We start from the raw sequence: 23,078 nt of genomic DNA on the forward strand, positions 1-23,078 counted from the left end.
AGAACGGGTTATCGCGTACATGGCGACGGGCGGTGGAACCGCCCGGAGAACCTGACCCGGTCAGCGTATCCCTCGCCCAGATGGCCCGCATGCCGGGAACGGGCCGTACTGCCGCGCCGCGGCCGCGGTGCCGTTCCCGTCGCGTTCGGCCGACCGGCGCAGTCCGCCCGCTCCCGGCATGCGGCCGGGGCGCGCGGGTGATTCGGTGTCGCCAGGAGCCGTCCCGGCCCGCTCGTGGCCGAGAAGCAGGCAGTCGAGGAGGAGGACCGGAGTGACCGTGACTGAGGGAGCCCCTCGGGGCGTCATTCCCACGCAGCTGCTGAAAGGGCAGAAGGCACTCGTCACCGGCGCGAACTCGGGCATCGGCAAGGCCACGGCCATCGGTCTGGGGCGCGCCGGGGCCGACGTGGTCGTGAACTACGTCGCCGGGCGCGAGGAGGCCGAGGAGGTGGTCCGGGAGATCTCCGGGTTCGGGGTGCGCGCGGCGGCGTACGAGGCCGACGTGTCCCGGGAGGACCAGGTCGTCGCGATGACCGAGCGGATGGTCCAGGAGTTCGGGACCATCGACATCCTCGTGGCCAACGCCGGGCTCCAGCGCGACGCTCCGTTCACCGAGATGACGGCGGCCCAGTGGCAGAAGGTGCTGGACGTCAACCTCACCGGACAGTTCCTGTGCGCCCGGGAGGCGACGAAGGAGTTCCTGCGCCGCGGGGTGGTTCCCGAGGTGTCCCGTGCGGCCGGGAAGATCATCTGCATGAGTTCGGTGCACCAGGTCATCCCGTGGGCCGGGCACGTCAACTATGCCTCCTCCAAGGGCGGCGTGCAGATGATGATGCAGACGCTCGCCCAGGAGCTCGCGCCCCACAGGATCAGGGTCAACGCGGTCGCTCCGGGAGCCATCAGGACACCCATCAACCGCAGCGCCTGGGACACCCCCGAGGCGGAGAAGGACCTGTTGCGGCTGATTCCCTACGGACGGGTGGGTGATCCGGAGGACATCGCCCACGCGGTCGTCGGGCTCGCCTCGGACCTCATGGACTACGTCGTGGGCGCCACTCTCTACGTGGACGGCGGCATGACCCTCTTCCCGGGTTTCGCCACCGGCGGCTGAATCGCCGTCACCGCCGCGCGGGCCGACGCCGGCGGCCCGCGCCGCTCACCCGGGCGGCGCTGCCCGGGTGAGCGGCTCGGACGTGACGGCCGTCAGAGGAAGCGGCTTCCTGCCGGCCGGGCCGGTCTGCATCTGGCCGCGATGAGCTGTACGAGAATGAGGATGGTGATCGCCACCACCAGCCAGGCGGCCTGGTGCAGCACACTGCTGATCGTGTCGCCGTTGACCACGCAGGCCACCAGCAGGCCTGTCAGAGTGATCACGGAGGTGTGGCTGCTGCCAGTCACGCAGGCCACGCCTTGGACCGGGTGGACATCGGGTGCGGACAGTCCACCGAAACCCTGGATGGACATCAGTCCTCCTTGGTTACTCGGGGGCGTACCCCTGGACTCCTCCTCGAGAGCGGACGCGCTCTTTCGGAATGGACGGTCCCAGGCAGGGCACGGCCCTGACAGTGAATACCCACCGGCGTGGACATCGAGGTCGTGCACGTCGGGGTGGCGGTGTCGGACTCCGACAGACAAAAGCCGATTGCAGGTCACCCGAGGAAGTCACCTGCGATGATGATCTCTCGAATCACACGATAGCGATGTATTCCGGGACGATTGAATTGACACGCTGAATCGCCTGCCGATGTCCCGGGAAATTCCCCCGTCCGACGGATATCCATGTCCACGGATACCGAAAGCGAAATGTGCGCGGGTCTGGACCGGCCGGTCCTCAGCGGCGGAAGGTGCCCAGTCCGTCGGCGTCGAGGTGTTCGACGGTGACGCTCGTCGAGTCGCCGGAGCCGGTGTGGAAGGTGACGCCGGACAGGCCGACGGCGTTCTCGCCCCGTGTCCGGTAGCTGAAAGTGTCACCCGCGTAGTGCTTCAAGGGGAACGACATCTTTCGCGGGCCCAGCGTCATGCTCAGGTTCCCGCCGGCGTCGCTGGTCACGGTGACCGGCCCGTAGTAGTCGTTCGCGTAGGTGCCGGTATAGACGTCGGCGGCCTTGGCCGGTGCGGCATGCGCGGGCGGCTTGGCATAGTCCGTGGGCGAGACACCGGTGTAGGCGGCGGCTTCCACCACTTTCCGGAAGAAAGCCAGCCAGTCGACCGTCTGTTTTCCGTTCTGGGCGATGTCGAAGAACGCGGCGGCCACCGCCTCGGGCACGCCGATGGGCTGTCCGTTCGTCAGCACGACGATGCCGAGCCGTTCGGTGGGCAGCAGGGTGACCTCGGTCGCGGCGCCCAGGTCGAAGGCGCCGGAATGGTTCAGGCGCAGCCGTCCGCGCTCGTCGTACCCGACGTTCCAGCCGAGTCCGTAGAAGCCCGGCTCGCCCGCCGGGGCGAGTGGGTCCATCGCGACGGAGTGCGGGATGCGGGTCTGGTCCAGGGCCGCCGGGTCGATCAGCTGCCTGCCGCCGAACGCGCCGTTGTCCAGTTGCAGGCGCATCCACTTGGTGAGGTCGTCGACGTTCGAACTCGCGCCGCCCGCGGGTGCCTGGCTGTCGGCGTTCTCGGTGACGGACGGCCGCCAGCGGCCGTCGGCCTCGACGTGGGCCGACGCCTTGTTCGCGGCCTTGTCGTAGTCGGCACGCCGGTAGCTGGAGTGATCCATCCCGAGGGGCCTGAACAGCAGGTCCGCCGCCAGCCGCGGCCAGCCGGCCTTCGCCGCGTCGGCCACCGCCACGCCCGCCTCGGTGAGGCCGTAGTTGGTGTAGGCGTAGGTCGCGCGGAAGGGAGCCAGCGGCTCCAGCCGCAGGTGCCCGAGGATGTAGTCGCCGGGGTAGCCCAGGTCCTCCAGCAGGTCACCGGCATGGTCGGGCAGGCCACTGCGGTGCGAGAACAGGTCCGCGACCGTCACGTTGGCTGTCACGTAGGGGTTTTTGAGCGCGAAGCCCGGGTCGTGGTCGACTATCCGGTCGTCCCAGCCGACGGCCTTGCGGCCCACCGCCCCGGCCACGACGGTGGAGGACAGCGGCTTGGACACCGATGCCAGCTGGAAGACCGTGCCGGGATCGACCTTCCCGGCCTTGCCCAGCTCTCGGACGCCGAAGCCCTTCGCGTACACGGCCCGGCCCCGGTGGACGACGCCCACGGCGACCCCGGGCACCCCGGTCCGCCGCATCGCTTCCCTCACCAGGCCGTCGAGCCGGCCCACGGCGTCCTGCACCTGCGTCTGCGTCAACTGGGGCGGCGGCTGCTTCGGCGGCGTGGGGGCGAGCGACGCGGTGGCGGACGGACTGCCGGTGGCGGCGGTGCCGAGGCCGGCACACCCCGACACGACGGCCCCGAGCACAGCCAGGTACGCCACCGCCGCGCCCGCCCGGCCCGGCCTTCTCCCGCGACTCCGATTCGCCATGATGGAGACACCTCGCACTCACGAGCCCTCGGCACACCCGGCACCTGTTCCATACTCGCCACAACGGCGGCGGGCGGCACCCGGCCACCGCCGAGCGAGTGGGAAACGGATGGGTGACGGCTCCGGAGCAGGGGGCGACGGAGCACCCTCACGACGACGTGCGCTGCTCCTTCGGCGGGGACGGCCGGGTGCCGTGCTCGGCGACGGACCGGGCGCCGTGCTCGGCGACGGACCGGGCACCGTGCCCGGCGACCGGCCGGGTGCCGTGCTTCGCGACGGGCTGGGTGCCGTGCTTCGCCACCGGCCGGGTGCCGTGCTTCGCGACCGGCCGGAAGTAGTGGTCCAGCGCCCAGGCGGCCAGGCGGGTGCCGGCGCGGCGGCCGGCCACGTCCGCCGTGCGGGAGTGGACGCCGCCCCACACGCGGGCGTCGACGACGTCCCGCTCGAGGTCTTCGGCGGACCCGTAGAACCGCATGGTGCCGGTGACCTCGGAAGGGACGCGGAGGTCGATGCGCGAGGTGCCGAGGACGCCGGTCAGGGCGCGCACCACGGCGGCGGCAACCGTCGTGTGGCCGGCGATGTGGTCCGGATGCGGCGGGGTGAGGAGCAGCGGCTCCCAGGCCGGGTCCGCCGTCGTCGCGGGGTTGCCGTCGGTGTCGGCGAGACGGATGGCGGTGATCGGCCGCCAGGAACCGTAGTGCAGCTTGGCGTCCCATGCCGTGACGACGGCGTCGGTCGCCGACGCGTTCACCGCGGCGAACAGCCGGGCCGTCCGGGCGATGCCCAGCCGGTGCCGGGCGGCGTGATCGCGTACGGCGCTCTGAACCTGTTCGACCAGGTTGCCGCTGAAGAAGAGGGCGGTCTCGGTCTGCCGCGCACTCCTGCCCGAGCCGGTCTTCGCGCCCATGACCTTCAGCTCCCGGAGATCCTCGGCGTAAGCGGCCGAGGAGAGGGCGGGTGGTCCGCCGGGGCGGAACTGCTGCGGGGAGTCGAGCAGGAGGGGGCGGAGCCTGGCGAGCCAGGTGTCGATGAACGGCTGGAACGCGGGCGGGGTGGGGCGCCAGACCCCCGGTGCCGGTGCGGCGGTGAACGGAACGTCCGCGAACCTGCCGTCCCCTTCCCGGAGTTCGACGACGCGGGCGGCCGCGCGCTTTCCGTAGGCGACGCCCCGGTCCCTGGCGTGACCGGCCGGGAGGGCGGCGAGCGAGTCCGCGTAGGAGGTGTCGATCCGTGCCTTGGAGGCAGGGAAGTACGTGAGCAGCACGTCGTGGGCCGCGGTGGCGGCGGCCGCCGCCGAGGACGCCCCGGCCGGACCGCGCTCACGCCATTTGTACAGGTCGTAGCCGCCTTCGATCCCCACCACGGCGTTGTACACGGCGACGGAGACGAACCCGTGCCAGATCGCCGCCTGCCCGGAGGGGCGTGGGCCGAGGGCGGTCTTGATCGTGTCGGTGGCGATGGAGTTCCACTCGCGGACCACGGCTGCCGGGTCCGCCGCGGTTCTGGCGTCCGCGTCGGGGGGACTCGTCGCGGCGGTGAGCGTCGCCAGGGCGATGGCCGCGACGGTGCAGACGAAGACTCGGACGCGTGAACGCGGAGGGACGACCGGAGGGGGCTTCAGACGCACGGCGTGCTCCCTGGAGTTGAGTGCCCCAGGCTTAGCAACGGCCCGCTGCACGAGCAAGACAACTCGCCGCGAACCGGACAGTCCTGGGCCCTTCGACGCCCGACCGCCCGCCACCGGGACCGACCCACCGATGAGTTTCGCCGGCTGGGCCGGTCTACCAGGACGTACGCCATCGAGCCACCGACTGGAGATCCACCATGACCCACCCCGCACACCCCGGCCGCATGCTGTTCGTGAGCATCCCCGTCGCGGACCTCGAGCGCAGCAAGGCGTTCTTCGCCGAGCTGGGGTTCGGCTTCAACCCGGCGTTCGCCGACGAGTCCTCCGCCTGCATGCTGGTCGGCGAGCACGCCTTCGTCATGCTGCTCAGCCGCGAGAAGTTCGCGGAGTTCGCGAAACTGCCGATGGCCGATCCCGCCACGCACACGCTGGCGCTGTACTGCTTCAGCGTGTCGTCCCGCGAGGAGGTCGACAAGATCAGCGCCGCCGCGCTCGCGGCGGGCGGCACCAAGGCGGATGACGCCGAGGACCACGGCTTCATGTACGCACGCAGCTTCTTCGACCTCGACGGCCACGGCTGGCAGGTCATGTGGATGGACCCGGCGGTGGCGGAGCAGGGCTCCGAGGCGTGCGCGGCCTCCGAGCAGGACACCGACACCCCGGCCTGACCCACCGCGTGGGCCCAGGTGAGCGGGACCGCTCACGGCCGAGGGACGCCAGGTGCAGGTTCGGCGTGCTCCAGCAGTTCGCGTACGAGGGCGACGAGGGTGTGCGGCGTTCTGGCCACCGCCTGCGGCAGAGCACGAGCCGCGGGCGGGACGATGTCCGAGCCGTCGAGGTTGACGATCCAGAGCTGTAGTTCGCCCACCTCATGCCGTCGCAGGGCCAGTTCGATCTCGTCGTAGCAGAATCTGCTCAGTGCGTACGACCTGCTCCACAGGACGACGAACAGGTCGGCGGAGAGGACCGCGTCCTCGATCGTGGGGTTGACCATACGGTCCGGCCGCAGCTCTCTCTCGCCGATCAGGGTGGTGACACCCGCACCGGAGAGACAGGACTCCAGGGCCTTCGCGAACTGGGCGTCGGGCCTCGCACGGCTGATGAAGACACGGCGGGGTGGCCATCTGTAGTTGTGGGGCGGGCGCAGCCGGGCGGTCACCAGCTCATCGGCGATCTTCATGGCGTCGGCCACCGCATCCCTGTCCATGAGCCTGCGGTGGTCCAGTCCGGGATGGACACGGGCCCAGTCCCGCCGTTCGTAGGCACGCCGGGACGCACCGCCGAGAAACGCGAACGGCACGATCGGTTTCCTGCGGGCCTCGGCCAGATGGAGCACCGTGCTCGCGGTCTTCGAGACGCGGCCGCCGATCGAAATCACCACATCGGCTTCTTCGAGGGCCTGGATCTGGCACAGCAGCCATGCCTGTCCCCTGGAGTCGTCGTCCTCGGGGCCCGGGTAGTACCAGTTCTTGATCTCCGTACCGTGGCCGGTCCCCAGCATCTCCAGCATCTCCGTCTGCTTCTCGGCGACCTCCGGATGCCGGGGACTGTGCAGATGGACGATGCGGCCCACGCCGGACTGGACGTAACCGATCACTGTGTGGAGGTCCGCGGAGTCGGGAAAGGGGCTGCACACGAGGAGTTCCGCGCCGGCCTTGGCCACGGCCTGCCCCAGTTGCTCGCAAACGTGCGCCAGCTGGGACTTCTCGTAGTCGGGGTAGGTCGTTTCACCCGTGACGCCACCGACGACGTAGACGGACCTGACCCTGGACGTGGCACCGGCCTGCCCGGTCATGCGCGGCGAGGCCAGGCGCCGGCACAGCAACTTGAACAGAACCTCTGCCGAGGAGCGCGCCGCGAACCGCTTGTAGCGGTCGTCCTTGCGCGGGTCGGCGTGGTCCATGACACCCTTGGCGACCACCCAGTCGGACAGGCCCAGCCGGTGTGCGACCTGCGCGATGACGGCGGACTCCATCTCCAGACCGGCGACGGAGCGGACCCCCCACTGTTTGAGCCGGTCCCAGGTGAGCCCGTCCTTCACCACGACGTTGCCGCTGGCCATGGGGCCGACGACGACGGCGAACGGTAAATTCCGGGGCCCCTCCAAGTCGTCGTAGACGACCTGCTCGATGAGCGCGTACCCGGCGTCCGTCAAGGAGAGGGCGGCGCCTTCCCTGGTCACCAGGCCGTCCGCTTGCAGGCTCTGGATCTGCTCGGCCCACGATGCGCGAGACAGATAACGAGAGCACGCCGGATGCCGTCTGGGGTCCTCGCCCGCGTAGAGCCGTTCCATCAGCCAGATCCGCGCCTCTTCCGGGGACGCCTCGCCGAAGCTGGGCAGGTCCGTCGTCTCCAGGTCCTGCGCGGCGCGCACCCATCCGTCGGGCGCGGGAATCTGGCGGTGATCTCCGTCGAAACCGTCCTGCGTACGCTTGCCCTCGTCGTAGGCGTACGCCAACTCGGCCACCACCACGTCGCCGAGGGCCACGTCGGCCGGGTTCCCGGCGCACACTCCGCACATGGCGAGGCACCGTGGCCCCAGGCGTTCCACGAGCGTCGCCACCACCGGCGCGGTCGCGGTGGCGCCCATCCTGGTGGGCCGGGCCAGAGCCACGGTCATACGCGAGCCGTCGGCAAGGACGTACGTTCCGACGAGATAGGGGGTCAGGGACTCCGGCTCACGTTCTTCCCAGGCCGCGACACCGGGGTGCCCCGCATACCCTGCCGAGCCGGCGGCGCGGGCCGCCTCGTACTCCTCCTTCAGCGCCGTGATGATCAGTACGTCGACCTCGCCCATCCCACCTCCCGTTACGCGCTCACCGTTGACGCGAATCACCTGTGCGTGGTCGATACCCGAACAGCCCGGCCTACAAGGCTGGTCGCACCTCACGCGGAAGGCGACATCACACCCACCGAGGGTGGATGCCCCGCGCCACGGTGCTCTTGAACCTCGAAGCCATGAAGAAGTTGCATCGCGGGAGCGGCAGCGTCAACTGAACCAGCCCGGCATGTACCGCACGGCCAGCAGGGCCGCGTCGTCGTCGTTGTCCGGTGGGCGCGCACGTGCCAACAACTCGTCGGTGAAGACTTCCAAGGGGTTGTGGGCCAGGGCTGCGGCGTGCCGACTCAGTCGGTCCATGCCCTCGTCCAGGCTGCGGGCCCGGGACTCGATCAGGCCGTCGGTATAGAGGATCAGGGTGGCTCCGGGCGCCAGTTCCACCGTCGCGTCGGGGCGGACCTGCTCGGGCATGACGCCCAGGAGGATTCCTTGGCCGTCGGTCAGATAGCGGGCCACGCCCTCGCGCGTGACCAGCAGGGGAGGAGGATGACCGGCATTCGTCCAGGACAGCTCGCACTGGCCGGCGTTCTCAGTCATGCGGGCGAAGACCAGCGTGGCCATGGAGACCTCGGCGATGCCCAGCGTCGCCTGGTCGAGCCACTCCACGATCTTGCTCGGCGGCTTCTGCTGGGACACGGCGTACGCCCTGAGCATGTTGCGCAGCTGCGCCATGCCCGCCGCGGCCTCCAGGTCGTGACCGACGACGTCCCCCACGGCGAGAGCGGTGGCGCCGTCCGTCAGGGTGAACGCGTCGTACCAGTCGCCGCCCACGTGGGAGGCGTCCGGCGCGGGCAGGTAGCGGACGGTCATGCCGCGGTCGGGTGAGCGCGGGAGCTTCGGCAGAAGATGGCGCTGCATGGTCTCGGCGACCTTGCGCTGACGCTGGTAGAGGCGGGCGTTCTCCAGGGCCAGGCCGGCGCGTCGGGCGATGTCCTCCAGCAGGGCGATGTCCATCGCGGCAAACCGTTCAGGCTGGTCGGAACGGCCCAGGGTGAGGGCACCCAGCACGCCGTGCAGGCTGCGCAGGGGCACCACGATGGCCGAGTGCATGCCGGTCGCCTCGAACAGGCGCCGCTGCTCCACGGCAATCCCGGAGTCGGGCGGGCCCTGATAGGTCTCGGGGCCGGCGAACGAGGACGCGACGCCGCGCAGGGCGCGGGACAAGGGCATCAGGGACTCCTGCAGCACCGGCGGCATGGGCCCCTGAAGGTCCTCCCGGAACACCACGATGTCACCCTCGGCCTGGGCGACCGCGAAGCGCCGTACTTCGTCTCGCTCGCCGATCAGGTCGATGACCGCCCAGTCGGCGATGCGAGGCACCACGAGGCCGATCAGGTGGCGTAGCCCCTCGTGGATGTCCAGGGTCGACGTGAGCAGGGTGGTCGTCTCGGCGAGTAGGGCAAGCCGCTCCAGTTCGGAGAGCCGTCCGTCGGCCGGTGATTGCTGGACGGGCCGCTTCCGGGTCCCGGCGGGGTGGAAGAGGATGAGCGTGGCCGGCGAGCCGGCACCGACGTCACAGGGAGTGGCGAGCCATCCCACCGGCAACAGCGTGCCGTCGCCGCGCTCGAGCCACTCGTCCTCCCCCTGCTGCGTGCCCCCGCCGAGGATGGTGTCCCGGATGCGGCACCGGCCCCCCGGCATCGGTTCGCCGCAGCTGGTGCGGTGCAGCAGCTCGTGGGCGTCCCGGCCGACCAGATCGGCGGCGGGACGGGCCAGGAGTCGCTCGCCGCATGTGTTGACGGCGACGATCAAGCCCTGCTCGTCCGCCAGGCAAGCACCCGTCCCGAGAGTGTCAAGAGTCCTGACGACGGCTTCCTGCGGGCCATCCGGGCCCCTCATCGCTGCCTCCCGCCACGGGGAAATCACGGACACCGATGTGATCCGGGTACCCGCGAGGGCACAGACGACCCTCGCGGCACCGGCCCTGTCCGCCCGGCGGAGCGAAGCCCAGCCCCGGCAAGAGCAACTCGTAAGGCGGCCGTACGCAGGCTCCACGGCATCCGAATCGAGACGACGGCCGCGGACAACGCAGCCGTCGTCATCTCGTCTCGCTCAGCCCCGCCGGCGCCTCGACCACCCGATGGAGGCCCCGCTCACCTCAGTGCGCGTGGCCGCTCGCAGCCGGTGCCGGGCCCGCGTTCTTGACCGTCAGGGGGAGCAGCTTCTTGCCCGTCGGGCCGATCTGGATGTGGGTGTCCATCTGCGGGCAGACGCCGCAGTCGAAGCACGGGGTCCAGCGGCAGTCCTCGACCTCCGTCTCGTCGAGGGCGTCCTGCCAGTCCTCCCAGAGCCAGTCCTTGTCCAGGCCGGAGTCGAGGTGGTCCCAGGGGAGGACCTCCTCGTAGGTGCGCTCGCGGGTGGTGTACCAGTCGACGTCCACGCCGAAGGGGGCCAGCGCCTTGTCCGCGCACGCCATCCAGCGGTCGTAGGAGAAGTGCTCGCGCCAGCCGTCGAAGCGGCCGCCGTCGTCGTACACCGCGCGGATGACCGCGCCGATGCGGCGGTCACCGCGGGAGAGCAGGCCCTCGATGATGCCGGGCTTGCCGTCGTGGTAGCGGAAGCCGATCGAGCGGCCGTACTTCTTGTCGCCGCGGATCTTGTCGCGCAGCTTCTCCAGGCGGGCGTCCGTCTCCTCGGCGGAGAGCTGCGGGGCCCACTGGAACGGGGTGTGGGGCTTGGGGACGAAGCCGCCGATCGAGACCGTGCAGCGGATGTCGCCCTGGCCGGAGACCTCGCGGCCCTTCTGGATCACGTGGGTCGCCATGTCGGCGATCTGGAGGACGTCCTCGTCGGTCTCCGTCGGCAGGCCGCACATGAAGTACAGCTTCACCTGGCGCCAGCCGTTGCCGTAGGCCGTCGCGACCGTACGGATCAGGTCCTCCTCCGAGACCATCTTGTTGATGACCTTGCGCATGCGTTCCGAGCCGCCCTCGGGGGCGAAGGTCAGGCCGGAGCGGCGGCCGTTGCGGGTCAGCTCGTTGGCCAGGTCGACGTTGAACGCGTCCACGCGGGTCGAGGGGAGGGACAGGCCGATCTTGTCGTCCTCGTAGCGGTCCGCCAGGCCCTTGGCGATGTCACCGATCTCGCTGTGGTCCGCCGAGGAGAGGGAGAGCAGGCCCACTTCCTCGAAGCCCGTCGCCTTCAGGCCCTTCTCGACCATGTCGCCGATGCCCGTGATGGAGCGCTCGCGCACCGGACGGGTGATCATGCCGGCCTGGCAGAAGCGGCAGCCGCGGGTGCAGCCGCGGAAGATCTCCACGGACATGCGCTCGTGGACCGTCTCGGCGAGCGGGACCAGGGGCTGCTTGGGGTACGGCCACTCGTCGAGGTCCATGACCGTGTGCTTGGACACACGCCACGGGACGCCGGAGCGGTTGGGGACCACGCGGGCGATGCGGCCGTCCGCGAGGTACTCGACGTCGTAGAACGCCGGGATGTACACCCCGCCCGTCTTCGCCAGCCGGAAGAGGACCTCCTCGCGGCCGCCGGGGCGTCCCTCCGCCTTCCACTCGCGGATGATGCGGGTCATGTCGAGCACGGCCTGCTCGCCGTCGCCGATCACGGCCGCGTCGATGAAGTCGGCGATCGGCTCCGGGTTGAAGGCCGCGTGGCCGCCCGCCAGGACGATCGGGTCGTCGACCGTGCGGTCCTTGGCCTCCAGCGGGATGCCCGCGAGGTCCAGGGCGGTGAGCATGTTCGTGTAGCCCAGCTCCGTGGAGAAGCTGAGGCCGAACACGTCGAACGCCTTCAGCGGGCGGTGGCTGTCGACCGTGAACTGCGGGACGCCGTGCTCACGCATCAGCGCCTCCAGGTCCGGCCAGACGCTGTAGGTGCGCTCGGCGAGGACGCCCTGCTGCTCGTTGAGGACCTCGTAGAGGATCATGACGCCCTGGTTGGGCAGACCGACCTCGTACGCGTCCGGGTACATGAGCGCCCAGCGGACGTCGCACTCGTCCCACGGCTTGACCGTGGAGTTGAGCTCTCCGCCGACGTACTGGATCGGCTTCTGCACATGCGGGAGCAGTGCTTCGAGCTGCGGGAACACCGACTCGGCGGCTTCGGCAGGCATCTCGCGAACCTTCATGAGCTGACGGGGGGATGCCCCTGGCCGGAGGCTGGGGGCGGGGTGACCATCAAGCGTAACCCGCCCGGCGGCCTTCCCTGAACGCTCGGCCGGCCACCCCGTTCCTGATCTCCCCGCGCCCTCGGCCGACCACCCGTCCGTGACCTCCCCGAACGCCCAGCCGACCGCCCCGTCCGTGATCTCCCCGAACGCCCAGCCGGCCGCCTCGTTCGTGATCCGCTCCGAACGCTCAGCCGGCCGTTCCGTTCATGATCTCCCCGGACGCTCAGCCGGCCCCTCCGTCCGTGCTCTTCCTCCACCGCGCCGGCAGCTCCGCCTCCAGCTCCGCCGCCCGGGCCTCCTCCCTGCCGTACAGCAGCCCGTAGGTGAACGCGCTCTCCCCCGCCGCGTGGGCCACCGCGGCCAGCTCGCGCAGGGTGCGACGGGCCAGGACGCTGTCCTGGTGGTCGCCGAGCCGGGTGGTCAGGGACTTCATGGACCTGGTGAGGGAGCGGGCGGGCCCGCCCAGGGCCCCGGTGGCGGCCTCGGCCGCGTACCGGGTGCGCTTGGCCTTCTTGCGGGCCTCGTGCAGGACGAGGTCGCGGTCCTCCCCCGGCGGCAGCTCCAGCGCGTGCTCCATGAGGCCCGCCAGCTTCTTCTCGTCCTTGCGTACGGCTTTGCCGAGCGCCTTCCCCGGCTTCTTGCCGGCCGCCTTCCCGAGGGGCGGGTCCGCGAGCAGGGCGTCCAGCGAGTCCAGCAGGGTCAGATAGCGGCGGGAGTCCAGGACGCCGGTCAGGTGGGCGTGGGCGCCGCCGTGCCGGCCGGCGGCCCAGGCGGTGAGCCGTTCCCGGACGGGGCCGGCGACCAGTGCGGGCGGGAGCGCGTCGAGGGCGGTCGACAGTCGGTCGGCCAGCACCTCCTGGTCGCGGTCGACGCCCAGCTCGCCCGCGAGCCACTTCAGCTCGGCGCCGACGGGATCGGTGGCGGTGCGGTCCAGGACGGCCGTGAAGGTGCGCAGGGTGCTGCGGGCGCGGCGGGTGGCGACCCGCATCTGGTGCAGCGAGTCGGGGATGTCGCGGCGGACGGCGGGGTCCAGCTCGACCAGCACGTCGCGCTGGGCGCGGAGGTAGGCGAGGACGTGGTCGCCGGCCGTCACGGGCTCGGCGGGCCCGGCCTTCTTCCGGCGCCGTTTCCCGCCCCGTCCCGGTGCGGTCTGCTCCAGGGCACGGGCCAGCTTCGAAGGGGAGCCGGAGGGGCGTACGCCGGCCGCGCGCAGCCGTTTCTCCAGCCGGTCGAGGAGGGCCGGGTCGCCGCCGTCGGCCAGCTCGACCTCGATCTCGGTCCACTGGGCGGCCCCGCCCGCGCCGGTGAGCCGCTCGGCGGTCACGGTGTCGACGCTCGCCTCGGCCAGCAGGGCGCCGTCGGCGTCGACCAGGTGCCGCACATCGCGGGCGGAACGCAGCCGCACCAGGGGGAGCAGTGCGCGGTCCCGGACCCGGGAGCGGACCAGGGCGGCGATCTCCTCGGGGACGGTGTCGGACAGCGGGGCCCGGATCTCGTCGCGGACTCCGGGGGCGACCGGGAACTTCAGGTGCCAGCCGGCGTCCGAGCCGCCGGTGCGGCGGCGCAGGGTGAGCGAGGCCGCTGCCAGGCGTTCGTCGGAGGTGTCGTAGTACGTGGCGTCCAGGTCGACCAGGCCCTTGTCGAGGACCGCGGCCACCCCGCCGACGCCGGTCAGGTCGGGCAGCCCGCTCTCGTCGGATTCGTACTTGCGCTCGATCTCGCGTTTCGCATCCGCCATGCACCGAATCTAGTGGTCGAGGCACCGGTGCGGCAGTGGCCGTCCCGGGTGAATGGCCGGAAAACCCGCACCATCCACCCGGCGAACGACCCTGTACCGGGCCCGCGGCTCACGCCGACATCGGCCGCTGCACCTTGATCGACTGAAGCAGCCCCACCGCGACCCACACCGCGAACATGGACGAGCCGCCGTACGACACGAACGGCAGGGGCAGGCCGGTGACCGGCATGATGCCGAGGGTCATGCCGATGTTCTCGAAGGACTGGAAGGCGAACCAGGCGACGATTCCGGCGGCCACGATCGTCCCGTACAGCTCGGTCGAGTCGCGCGCTATGCGGCAGGCGCGCCACAGGAGGACTCCGAGCAGGAAGATGATCAGGCCCGCGCCGAGGAAACCCAGCTCCTCCCCCGCGACCGTGAACACGAAGTCCGTCTGCTGTTCGGGCACGAACTGACCGGTGGTCTGCGAGCCGTGGAAGAGGCCGGCGCCGGTGAGGCCGCCGGAGCCGATGGCGATGCGGGCCTGGTTGGTGTTGTAGCCGACGCCCGCGGGGTCCAGGTCCGGGTTGGCGAAGGCCGCGAACCGGTTGATCTGGTACTCGTCCAGGATGTGCAGCTGCCAGATGGCGACACAGCCGACCACTCCGGCGATGAGCAGGCCGAAGACCCAGCGGTTGGAGGAACCGGAGGCGAGCAGCACGCCCAGGATGATGGCCACCATGGCCAGCACCGAGCCGAGGTCGGGCATGAGCAGCAGGATCAGGATCGGTACGGCGGCCAGGCACAGCGACTGGAACACCGTCCGGTGGTCGGGGTACGGCTTGTCGCCCGCGTCCACCCGTGCGGCCAGCAGCATGGCCATGCCCAGGATGATCGTGACCTTCATGAACTCGGCCGGCTGGAGGGAGAACCCGCCGATGACGAGCCAGTTGCGCTGGCCGTTGATCGTCGCGCCGAGCGGGGTCAGGACGACCAGGGCGAGCATCACCGACAGGCCGTAGAGGATCGGCACGGCGTTGCGCAGGGCCCGGTGGCCGAGCCAGATCGTGCCGATCATCAGGGCGATCCCGATGCCGAGGTTCATCAGGTGCCGCACCAGGAAGAAGTACGGGTCGCCCTGGTTCAGTTCGGTGCGGTTGCGGGTCGCCGAGTAGACCAGCAGCGAGCCCATCAGGGACAGCGCGGTGGCCGCCAGCAGTATCGGCCAGTCCAGCCGGCGGGTGAGCGAGTCGCGGGCGAAGATCTTCGTCCAGCCGGCCCGCTCGGGGCCGTACCCGGAGACGGAGAAGCTGTTCGCGCCGGTCATGAGGGCATCCTCCGGCTTCCCCGCCCGCGGTGCCCCCGGCGCCTGCGGGTGTCGCGGTTGCCCGGGGTGGGCGAGGCGGTGGTCCCCGCGGGCTGCTGGTCGTCACCGTTGGTGGGGTTGTTCTTCTGGGCGGCCTCGGTGTCCTTCGCCGGGTCGCCGGAGATCTTCGGGGCGGCGATGGTGCCGTCCGCGCGGACCTTGGGCAGGGCCTTCTGCGGCTCGGGCAGCAGCGCCTTCCTGTTGTCGATGGAGCCGTCGCCTGCGACGCCGTAGAGGGCGCTGTAGATGTTGCGCACGGCCTCACCGGAGGCACCGGAACCCGTACCGGCCTGGGCGATCGTCATGATCACCGTGTAGTCCTTGGAGTAGGTGGCCAGCCAGGACGTGGTCTGCTTGCCGTAGACCTCGGCCGTGCCGGTCTTGGCGTGCAGGGGGATCTTGTCCTGCGGCCAGCCGCCGAACTTCCAGGCCGCCGTACCGCGGGTGATGACGCCCGCGAAGGCGTCGTCCATGCCCTTGAGGGTGGACTGGCTGACCGGCAGCCTGCCGCGCCTTTTCGGCTTGATCTCCCGCACGGTCTTGCCGTCGGCGCTGATGACCGCCTTGCCGATGGTCGGCTGGTACATCGTGCCGCCGTTGGCGACGGCGCCGTAGATCACGGCCTCCTGGATCGGGGTGACGAGGGTGTCGCCCTGGCCGATGGAGTAGTTGATCGAGTCGCCCTCGCGCATCTTGTTGCCTTCGAGGCAGTTCTCGTAGGCGATCTTCTCGACGTAGGAGCCGTCCTTCTTGCCGGTCCTGCACCAGGCGTCCTTGTTGGCCTTCCAGTAGTCCAGCTTCCACTGGCGGTCCGGAACGCGGCCGGTGACCTCGTTGGGCAGGTCGATGCCGGTCTCCTTGCCGAGGCCGAACTGGTGGGCGGTCTTGTAGAAGTAGTCCTTCGGCTGGCCCTTCTTGGGGTTGATGCCGCCGTCCCGCTTCCACTCCTTGTCGGCGAGGCCGTAGAAGACGGTGTCGCAGGACACCTCCAGGGCGCGGCCCAGCGAGATGGGGCCGAAGTTCTCGCCCTCGAAGTTCTTGAAGACCTGGCTGCCCACCGAGTAGGAGCTGGTGCACGGGTAGCGGCCGTCGAAGGGGTAGCCGGCCTCGACCGCGGCGGCCGTGGAGACCACCTTGAACGTCGAGCCGGGCGCGGCCTGACCCTGTATGGCCCTGTTGAGCAGGGGGTAGTCGGAGTCCTTGCCGGTGAGGGCCTTGTAGTCCTTGGCGGAGATGCCGCCGACCCAGACGTTCGGGTCGTACGTCGGCGCCGAGGCCATCGCGACGATCCGGCCGGTCTTGGCCTCCATCACCACGACGGCACCGGAGTCGGCCTTGTAGTTCGTCCCGGTGATCTTGTCGAACTGCTGGCGGGCGACCTTCATCGCCCTGGTCAGCTCGTACTCCGCGACCCGCTGGACGCGGGAGTCGATGCTGGTGACCAGGTTCGAACCGGCCTCGGCCGCGTCCGACTTGGCCTTGCCGATGACCCGGCCGAGGTTGTCGACCTCGTAGCGGGTGACGCCGGCCTTGCCGCGCAGCACCTTGTCGTACGTCCGCTCGATGCCGGAGCGGCCGACCATGTCGGAGCGCAGATACGGCGACTCGGTGTCCTTGGCCTTCTGGATCTCGTCGTCGGTGACGGGCGAGAGGTAGCCGAGGACCTGCGCGGTGTTGGACTTGCCGGGGCCCGGGTAGCGGCGGACCGCCTTGGGCTCGGCGGTGATGCCGGGGAAGTCCTCGGAGCGCTCGCGGATCTGGAGGGCCTGCTTTGCCGTGGCCTCGTCGGTGATGGGGATCGGCTGGTACGGCGAGCCGTTCCAGCAGGGCTGGGGTGTCTCGGCGTCGCACAGCCGGACCTTCTGCATGACGTCCTTGGGGCTCATGCCGAGGACGCCCGCCAGCTTGGTGAGGACGGCCTTGCCGTCGTCCTTCTGCTTCAGCAGGTCGGTGCGGGAGGCGGAGACCACCAGGCGGGTCTCGTTGTCCGCGAGGGGCACGCCCCGGGCGTCCAGGATGTCGCCGCGCACGGCGGGGTCGACCACCTGCTGGACGTGGTTGCCGGACGCCTCCCGCTGGTACTCGGCGCCCTCACGGATCTGGAGGTACCACAGCCGGCCGCCGAGCGTGCCGAGCAGGGAGAGCACGAGGATCTGGATGACGACGAGCCGGATCTGGACCCGTGGGGTCCGACCGGTCTCGGGAATGTTGGTCACTGCGGCTGTCTCCCCCTCTCAGTGCGCGGACGACTGTGCGCGCCGCATGTCCGTACGAACCGGCCGCACGCGTACGAATGATGAACGACCAGCCTGTGCGCCCGCGTTCCGCGCCGGCCGACCCGTTCGGGTGAACTCCTCGCCGCTCACAGCCGCTTGACCCCCTTGATGCGGCCGACCCGGGCGGAGCGGGTGCGGGCCTTGGCCTTCAGGGCGCCGAGGCCGCCGCGCTGGCTGCCGATGCGCAGGCCGGTGCCGGAGGAGAGCCAGCCGGAGGAGATGTCGCCGGCCTTGGCCGCGGGACCGGTCTCGGTGAGCGGGTCGTTGTCGGCGCGGCGGGCCAGCCACATGATCCCGGGCACCACGAACGGGGCGAGCAGCAGGTCGTACAGGGCTGCCGAGATCAGCAGGCTGGTCAGGCCGACGTGCCGGGCGGCGGTGTCGCCGACCAGGGCGCCCACCCCGGCGTAGAGCAGGGTGGAGCCGATGGCGGCGGCGACCACGACGGCCATGGGGCCGGTCGCCGACTTCAGCCGGCCGTTCTCGGGCCGGATGAGCCCGGCGAAGTAGCCGGTGACGCACAGGACGAGGGCGTAGCGGCCGGCCGCGTGGTCGGCGGGCGGGGCCAGGTCGGCGAGCAGGCCGGCGCCGAAGCCGACGAGGGCGCCGCCGACGTGGCCGTACACCATCGCCAGGCCGAGGACGGTGAGCAGCAGCAGGTCGGGCACGGCGCCCGGCAGGTGCAGCCGGGCGAGCACGCTCACCTGGATCACCAGGGCCACGACGACCAGCGCGCTGGAGAGCAGGATCCGGTTGACACGCATGGGATACAGCTCCTACTGCTGCTGGTCGGTGTCGGGGGCGTCGGTCGAGGGGGTGACCGTGACGGTCACCGTCGGCGTCGGGACCGGCTTCGGCTTGGCCGGGAGCACGGTGTCCCGCGGGTCCTTCCCGGGGGCCTGGACGACCACGCCGACGATGTCGAGCTTGGTGAAGCCGACGTACGGGGTGACGTAGAGGGTGCGGGTGAGGCCGCCGCCGGAGGGGTCCACGCGGGAGACAACGCCGACCGGGACGCCGGGCACGAACGGCCGGTCGGCCTGCGAACCGAAGGTGACGAGCCGGTCGCCCTTCTTCACCTCCGCCTTGCCGTTGAGCAGTTCCACGCGCAGCGGGCGGTCGCCCTGGCCGGAGGCGAAGCCGAGTTCGTCGCCCGCCTCCATGCGGGTGCCGACGGTGAAGTCGGGGTCGTTGGCGAGCAGCACGGTGGAGGTGCCGGGGCCGACGGTGGTGACGCGGCCGACCAGGCCGTCGCCGTTGAGGACGGTCATGTCCCGCTTGATGCCGTCATCGGCGCCGACGTCGATGGTGATGGTCCAGGAGAAGCCCTGCGCCGAGCCTATGGCGATGACCTGGGCGCCCTTGATGCCGTACTGCCCCTCGCCGGCGACCTTCAGCATCTTGTCGAGCTGCTTGAGGCGGCTGCGGTTGCGGTCGTCGCTGCCGAGCTTCGCCTTGAGGGCCGCGTTCTCCTTCTCCAGCGCGGCGAGCCGGTCGTGCCGGCTGCCCGAGTCGCGGATCGCGGAGACCGCGTTGCCGACCGGGTCGACCGCGGAGCTGAGCCCGTCCTCGACGGGGCCGAACACCGTTGCGGCGGCGTGCCGGGCGCCGTCGACCGGGGAGTTCCGGCCTCCGCGGATGTCCACCGTGATCAGCGCGAACGCGATGGCGACCAACAGGACCAGGAGCAGCCGGCTCTCTTTCGTGTCCCTCACGTGCGGCGGCCGTGCCCTTCCTCAAGTAGGAATTCGGGGGCCCCTGGAAAACGCGAGTGGTGCCGCGCGAACCGAAAAGGCCCATTTGGGGGAGCTTATGCCTCAATATCAACGATCCGCCGCACGAGAGGAGAACGTCTCGTACGGCGGAATCGAAGAGTTACGTCATCTGCGCGGCTGGGCGTCCAGCACCTGCTGGAGCGCCTCGAACTCCTCGACGCACTTCCCGGAGCCGAGCGCGACGCTGTCCAGCGGGTCCTCGGCGATGTGGATCGGCATGCCGGTCTCCCGCCGCAGCCGCTCGTCGAGCCCGCGCAACAGGGCTCCGCCGCCGGTCAGAACGATTCCTCGGTCCATGATGTCGCCGGACAGCTCCGGCGGGCACTTGTCGAGGGTGGTCTTCACCGCGTCCACGATCGCGTTGACCGGCTCCTCGATCGCCTTGCGGACCTCGGCCGCGGAGATGACGACGGTCTTCGGCAGCCCGGACACCAGGTCCCGGCCGCGGACTTCGGTGTGCTCGTCGGCGTCGAGGTCGTACGCCGAACCGATCGTGATCTTGATCTGTTCGGCCGTGCGCTCACCCAGCAGGAGGCTGTACTCCTTCTTGATGTACTGGATGATCGCGTTGTCCAGCTCGTCGCCGGCGACACGGATGGACTGGGCGGTGACGATGCCGCCGAGGGAGATGACCGCGACCTCGGTGGTGCCGCCGCCGATGTCAACCACCATGTTGCCCGTGGCCTCGTGGACCGGCAGGCCGGAGCCGATGGCGGCGGCCATGGGCTCCTCGATGATGTGCACCTGGCGGGCGCCCGCCTGGGAGGACGCCTCGATGACCGCGCGGCGCTCGACGCCCGTGATGCCCGAGGGGACGCAGACGACGACCCGCGGGCGAGCCAGGTACCGCCGCTTGTGGATCTTCAGGATGAAGTAGCGGAGCATCCGCTCGGTGATCTCGAAGTCGGCGATCACGCCGTCCTTCAGCGGGCGGACGGCCACGATGTTGCCCGGCGTCCGGCCGATCATCTTCTTCGCCTCGGCACCGACCGCGAGGATTCCACCCGTGTTGGTGTTGATCGCCACGACGGACGGTTCGTTCAGTACGATCCCGCGACCCCTGACGTACACCAGCGTGTTGGCGGTCCCGAGGTCGACAGCCATGTCACGGCCGATGAACGACATTGAGTTCCCCATCCGGATTCATCTGGCCTCCCTGAGTATTTGAGGGCATATCAGGTCGGCGAGGCGGGTGCTGTGACGCGAAGGCTTCCATCGTAAACGCGCCTGCACGAACACTGCGCGAGGGTCTCCGCCATTGTCACCAGATGGCGTGCCGCCCCGCTTGTGGAGACGGTCCATCGGGGGCACGCGTTCCCCCGATCGGCAAGACATATGCCAGAGGACGACCGAAAATGCACGGCCGCCCCTGGTCAGGCGCCACGGGACCGGCTGACGGCCACTCAGAGGATTCAGCCGGCCCTCAGCGTGCCGGGCTCACGCACGGCCGGGGAAGAAGATCTTCACCTCGCGCTCGGCGGACTCCTCGGAGTCCGAGGCGTGGATCAGGTTCTCGCGGACGATCACGCCGTAGTCGCCGCGGATCGAACCCGGCGCGGCGGCGATCGGGTCGGTCGGGCCCGCCAGCTGGCGCACGCCCTCGATCACCCGCTCGCCCTCCACGATCAGCGCGACGACCGGACCCGAGGACATGAACTCGACCAGCGGCTCGTAGAACGGCTTGCCGACGTGCTCGCCGTAGTGCTGCTCCAGCGTGGCCCGCTCCAGGGTGCGCAGCTCCAGCGCGGTGATCTGCCAGCCCGCCTTGCGCTCGATACGGCTGATGATCTCGCCGGTCAGGCCGCGACGGACGGCGTCGGGCTTGAGCAGGACGAGGGTGCGCTGGCTCACGAGGGGCTCCTTACACGACTTGCGGGTGCGGTGGGACGAGGTTACAGGGCGTGTCGGGGCGCCTGTTACGCAGCGTCAGCCGGCGACGAGGAGGAGGGGGACTGGGCGGCGAATCTCGCCTTCGCCTCGTCCACCTTCCTCCCGAAGTGCACCGACGCCCACCACAGCGCCGCGAACACCGCGCCCATGAAGTACATCGTCGGGACGAACACGCCGGAGACGATCAGCGCGATCTGCAGGGCCCAGCCGAGGGCCACCCCGCCGGGGCGGGTCACCATGCCGCACAGCAGGACGCACAGCAGCATGGCGACACCGCTGACCAGCCACACCGTCGCCGTCGACAGGTCCGGGTCCTTCATGGCGACGAGCCCGGCGAAGCCGATGACGAAGAACTCGCCGATCAGGGTCGATGCACAGAGCGTACGCACGACAAACCTCAGCCCTTCCCCAGCAGCAGCCGGGCCTCGCCGACCGTGATGACGGAACCGGTGACCAGGACGCCACCGCCGGCGAACTCGCCCTCCTCCTCGGCCAGCGTGATCGCGGCCTCCAGGGCGTCCGGCAGCCGCGGCTCGACCTGCACCCGCTCGTCGCCGAACACCTCGACGGCGATGGCGGCCAGTTCGTCCGCGTCCATGGCGCGGTGGCTGGAGTTCTGGGTGACGACGACCTCGGCGAAGATCGGCTCGAAGGCCTCCAGCAGTCCGCGCACGTTCTTGTCGCCGCTCGCGCCGACGACCCCGATCAGCCGGGTGAAGTCGAACGCCTCGCGCACCGCCTCCGCGGTGGCCACGGCGCCCGCCGGGTTGTGGGCGGCGTCCAGCACGATCGTCGGGGAGCGCCGTACGACCTCCAGGCGGCCCGGCGAGGAGACGGCCGCGAACGCCTTGCGCACGGTGTCGATGTCCAGCGGTTCCGCGCGCTGCGCGCCGACGCCGAAGAACGCCTCCACCGCGGCGAGCGCGACGGCCGCGTTGTGCGCCTGGTGGGCGCCGTGCAGCGGGAGGTACACCTCCTGGTACTCGCCGCCGAGGCCGCGCAGCGTGAGCAGCTGCCCGCCGACGGCGACCTGCCGGGCGACGACGCCGAACTCCAGCCCCTCGCGGGCGACCGTGGCGTCCACCTCGACGGCCTTCTTCAGCAGCACCTGCGCCGCGTCCACCGGCTGCTGGGCCAGGATGACGGTGGCGTCCTGCTTGATGATGCCGCTCTTCTCGCCGGCGATCTCCGCCGTCGTCCCGCCGAGCCGGTCGGTGTGGTCGAGATCGATGGGGGTCACGACGGCGACGTCGCCGTCGATCACGTTGGTGGCGTCCCAGGAGCCGCCCATGCCGACCTCGACGACGGCGACGTCGACGGGCGCGTCCGCGAAGGCGGCGTACGCCATGCCGGTGAGGACCTCGAAGAAGGACAGGCGGTACTCCTGCGCGGAGTCGACCATCTCGACGTACGGCTTGATGTCGTGGTACGTCTCGACGAACCGCTCGGCGGAGATGGGCGCGCCGTCCAGGCTGATCCGCTCGGTGATCGACTGCACGTGCGGGCTGGTGTAGCGGCCGGTGCGCAGCTCGAAGGCGCCGAGCAGGGCCTCGATCATGCGGGCGGTGGAGGTCTTGCCGTTCGTGCCCGTGATGTGGATCGAGGGGTACGAGCGCTGGGGCTCGCCCAGGACGTCCATCAGCGCGGCGATACGGGCGACCGAGGGCTCCAGCTTGGTCTCGCCCCAGCGGGTGGCCAGCTCGGCCTCGACCTCGCGCAGGGCCTTGTCGACCTCCGGGTCCTCCGGACGCGCGGGTACGTCGGCCTGCGGCGGGCCGCCCTGGGTGCGCAGGGTGCGGCTGCCGGCCTCGATCACCGCGAGGTCGGGGTCGCGGTCGGTCTCGGCCTCGATGATCTCGTCGAAGCTGTCGAGGGGGTCGGGCTGGTCGGTGCCGTTCGGGTCGCTCACGGGCCCAGTCTACGGAGCGGAGGTGACAACGGGCCGGTTTGGGGGTGCCTGCTCGCGATCGCCGGGTTGGGAGCACCGCGATCGCCCGGTTCCTCT

Annotated in this window: 17 protein-coding genes; 2 read left to right on the plus strand and 15 right to left on the minus strand. The window is 70.5% G+C overall.

Translation table 11 applies throughout. From position 1 onward, the window contains the following. Positions 1–271 precede the first annotated feature (271 nt). Positions 272–1,111: an SDR family oxidoreductase gene (locus JK361_RS10450; protein WP_307787236.1), complete on the plus strand. Its 840-nt coding sequence runs from the start codon at positions 272–274 to the stop codon at positions 1,109–1,111. A 92-nt stretch (positions 1,112–1,203) separates the two neighbouring features. Here JK361_RS10450 and JK361_RS10455 read toward each other — a convergent pair whose 3' ends face one another. The 3 genes from JK361_RS10455 to JK361_RS10465 all read right to left on the minus strand — a co-directional run bounded on the left by JK361_RS10455 (position 1,204) and on the right by JK361_RS10465 (position 5,084). Further along, entirely contained in the window at positions 1,204–1,464 is a 261-nt protein-coding gene (locus tag JK361_RS10455; protein ID WP_201815450.1) for a hypothetical protein, read from the minus strand. A 367-nt stretch (positions 1,465–1,831) separates the two neighbouring features. Then, the gene (locus JK361_RS10460; RefSeq protein ID WP_201815451.1) at positions 1,832–3,457 is read right to left on the minus strand and encodes a serine hydrolase; all 1,626 of its coding nucleotides are present in this window, start codon (positions 3,455–3,457) and stop codon (positions 1,832–1,834) included. Positions 3,458–3,605: 148 nt separating this feature from the next. Beyond that, on the minus strand, positions 3,606–5,084 hold the full coding sequence (locus JK361_RS10465; RefSeq protein WP_201815452.1) for a vanadium-dependent haloperoxidase: 1,479 nt from the start codon (positions 5,082–5,084) through the stop codon (positions 3,606–3,608). A 197-nt stretch (positions 5,085–5,281) separates the two neighbouring features. Between JK361_RS10465 and JK361_RS10470 the strand changes: the two genes are divergently transcribed. Beyond that, positions 5,282–5,752 carry a VOC family protein gene (locus JK361_RS10470; protein WP_201815453.1) on the plus strand — a complete coding sequence of 157 codons (471 nt, stop codon included), beginning with the start codon at positions 5,282–5,284 and terminating at the stop codon, positions 5,750–5,752. A 32-nt stretch (positions 5,753–5,784) separates the two neighbouring features. Here JK361_RS10470 and JK361_RS10475 read toward each other — a convergent pair whose 3' ends face one another. From JK361_RS10475 to folC, 12 genes are all read right to left on the minus strand, one after another. After that, on the minus strand, positions 5,785–7,881 hold the full coding sequence (locus tag JK361_RS10475; RefSeq protein ID WP_201815454.1) for a phosphorylase family protein: 2,097 nt from the start codon (positions 7,879–7,881) through the stop codon (positions 5,785–5,787). Positions 7,882–8,073: 192 nt separating this feature from the next. Then, the gene (locus JK361_RS10480; protein ID WP_201815455.1) at positions 8,074–9,762 is read right to left on the minus strand and encodes a SpoIIE family protein phosphatase; all 1,689 of its coding nucleotides are present in this window, start codon (positions 9,760–9,762) and stop codon (positions 8,074–8,076) included. A gap of 259 nt (positions 9,763–10,021) precedes the next feature. Continuing rightward, positions 10,022–11,992: a TIGR03960 family B12-binding radical SAM protein gene (locus JK361_RS10485; RefSeq protein WP_201815456.1), complete on the minus strand. Its 1,971-nt coding sequence runs from the start codon at positions 11,990–11,992 to the stop codon at positions 10,022–10,024. Positions 11,993–12,272: 280 nt separating this feature from the next. Then, the gene (locus JK361_RS10490; RefSeq protein WP_201815457.1) at positions 12,273–13,787 is read right to left on the minus strand and encodes a CYTH and CHAD domain-containing protein; all 1,515 of its coding nucleotides are present in this window, start codon (positions 13,785–13,787) and stop codon (positions 12,273–12,275) included. A 109-nt stretch (positions 13,788–13,896) separates the two neighbouring features. After that, entirely contained in the window at positions 13,897–15,093 is a 1,197-nt protein-coding gene (gene rodA, locus JK361_RS10495; protein WP_201815458.1) for a rod shape-determining protein RodA, read from the minus strand. Continuing rightward, entirely contained in the window at positions 15,090–17,348 is a 2,259-nt protein-coding gene (gene mrdA, locus JK361_RS10500) for a penicillin-binding protein 2 (protein ID WP_201815459.1), read from the minus strand. The genes rodA and mrdA overlap by 4 nt, the downstream gene beginning before the upstream one ends. 146 nt (positions 17,349–17,494) lie before the next feature. Further along, complete coding sequence (gene mreD, locus JK361_RS10505) at positions 17,495–18,172, minus strand: rod shape-determining protein MreD (protein ID WP_201815460.1); 678 nt, start codon at positions 18,170–18,172, stop codon at positions 17,495–17,497. A gap of 12 nt (positions 18,173–18,184) precedes the next feature. Beyond that, a complete protein-coding gene (gene mreC / locus JK361_RS10510; protein WP_201815461.1) occupies positions 18,185–19,123 on the minus strand; it encodes a rod shape-determining protein MreC in 939 nt (312 codons plus the stop codon). 165 nt (positions 19,124–19,288) lie between these two features. Next, positions 19,289–20,308: a rod shape-determining protein gene (locus tag JK361_RS10515; protein ID WP_031158632.1), complete on the minus strand. Its 1,020-nt coding sequence runs from the start codon at positions 20,306–20,308 to the stop codon at positions 19,289–19,291. A 312-nt stretch (positions 20,309–20,620) separates the two neighbouring features. After that, entirely contained in the window at positions 20,621–21,034 is a 414-nt protein-coding gene (gene ndk / locus JK361_RS10520; protein WP_067039543.1) for a nucleoside-diphosphate kinase, read from the minus strand. 65 nt (positions 21,035–21,099) lie between these two features. Then, entirely contained in the window at positions 21,100–21,462 is a 363-nt protein-coding gene (locus JK361_RS10525; RefSeq protein ID WP_201815462.1) for a DUF4233 domain-containing protein, read from the minus strand. Positions 21,463–21,470: 8 nt separating this feature from the next. Beyond that, positions 21,471–22,982 (minus strand): bifunctional tetrahydrofolate synthase/dihydrofolate synthase, encoded by a 1,512-nt coding sequence (gene folC / locus JK361_RS10530; protein WP_201815463.1) that lies wholly within the window; start codon positions 22,980–22,982, stop codon positions 21,471–21,473. Between the last annotated feature and the right edge of the window lie 96 nt (positions 22,983–23,078).

This window comes from Streptomyces musisoli (assembly GCF_016741855.1).
Lineage (GTDB): Bacteria > Actinomycetota > Actinomycetes > Streptomycetales > Streptomycetaceae > Streptomyces > Streptomyces musisoli.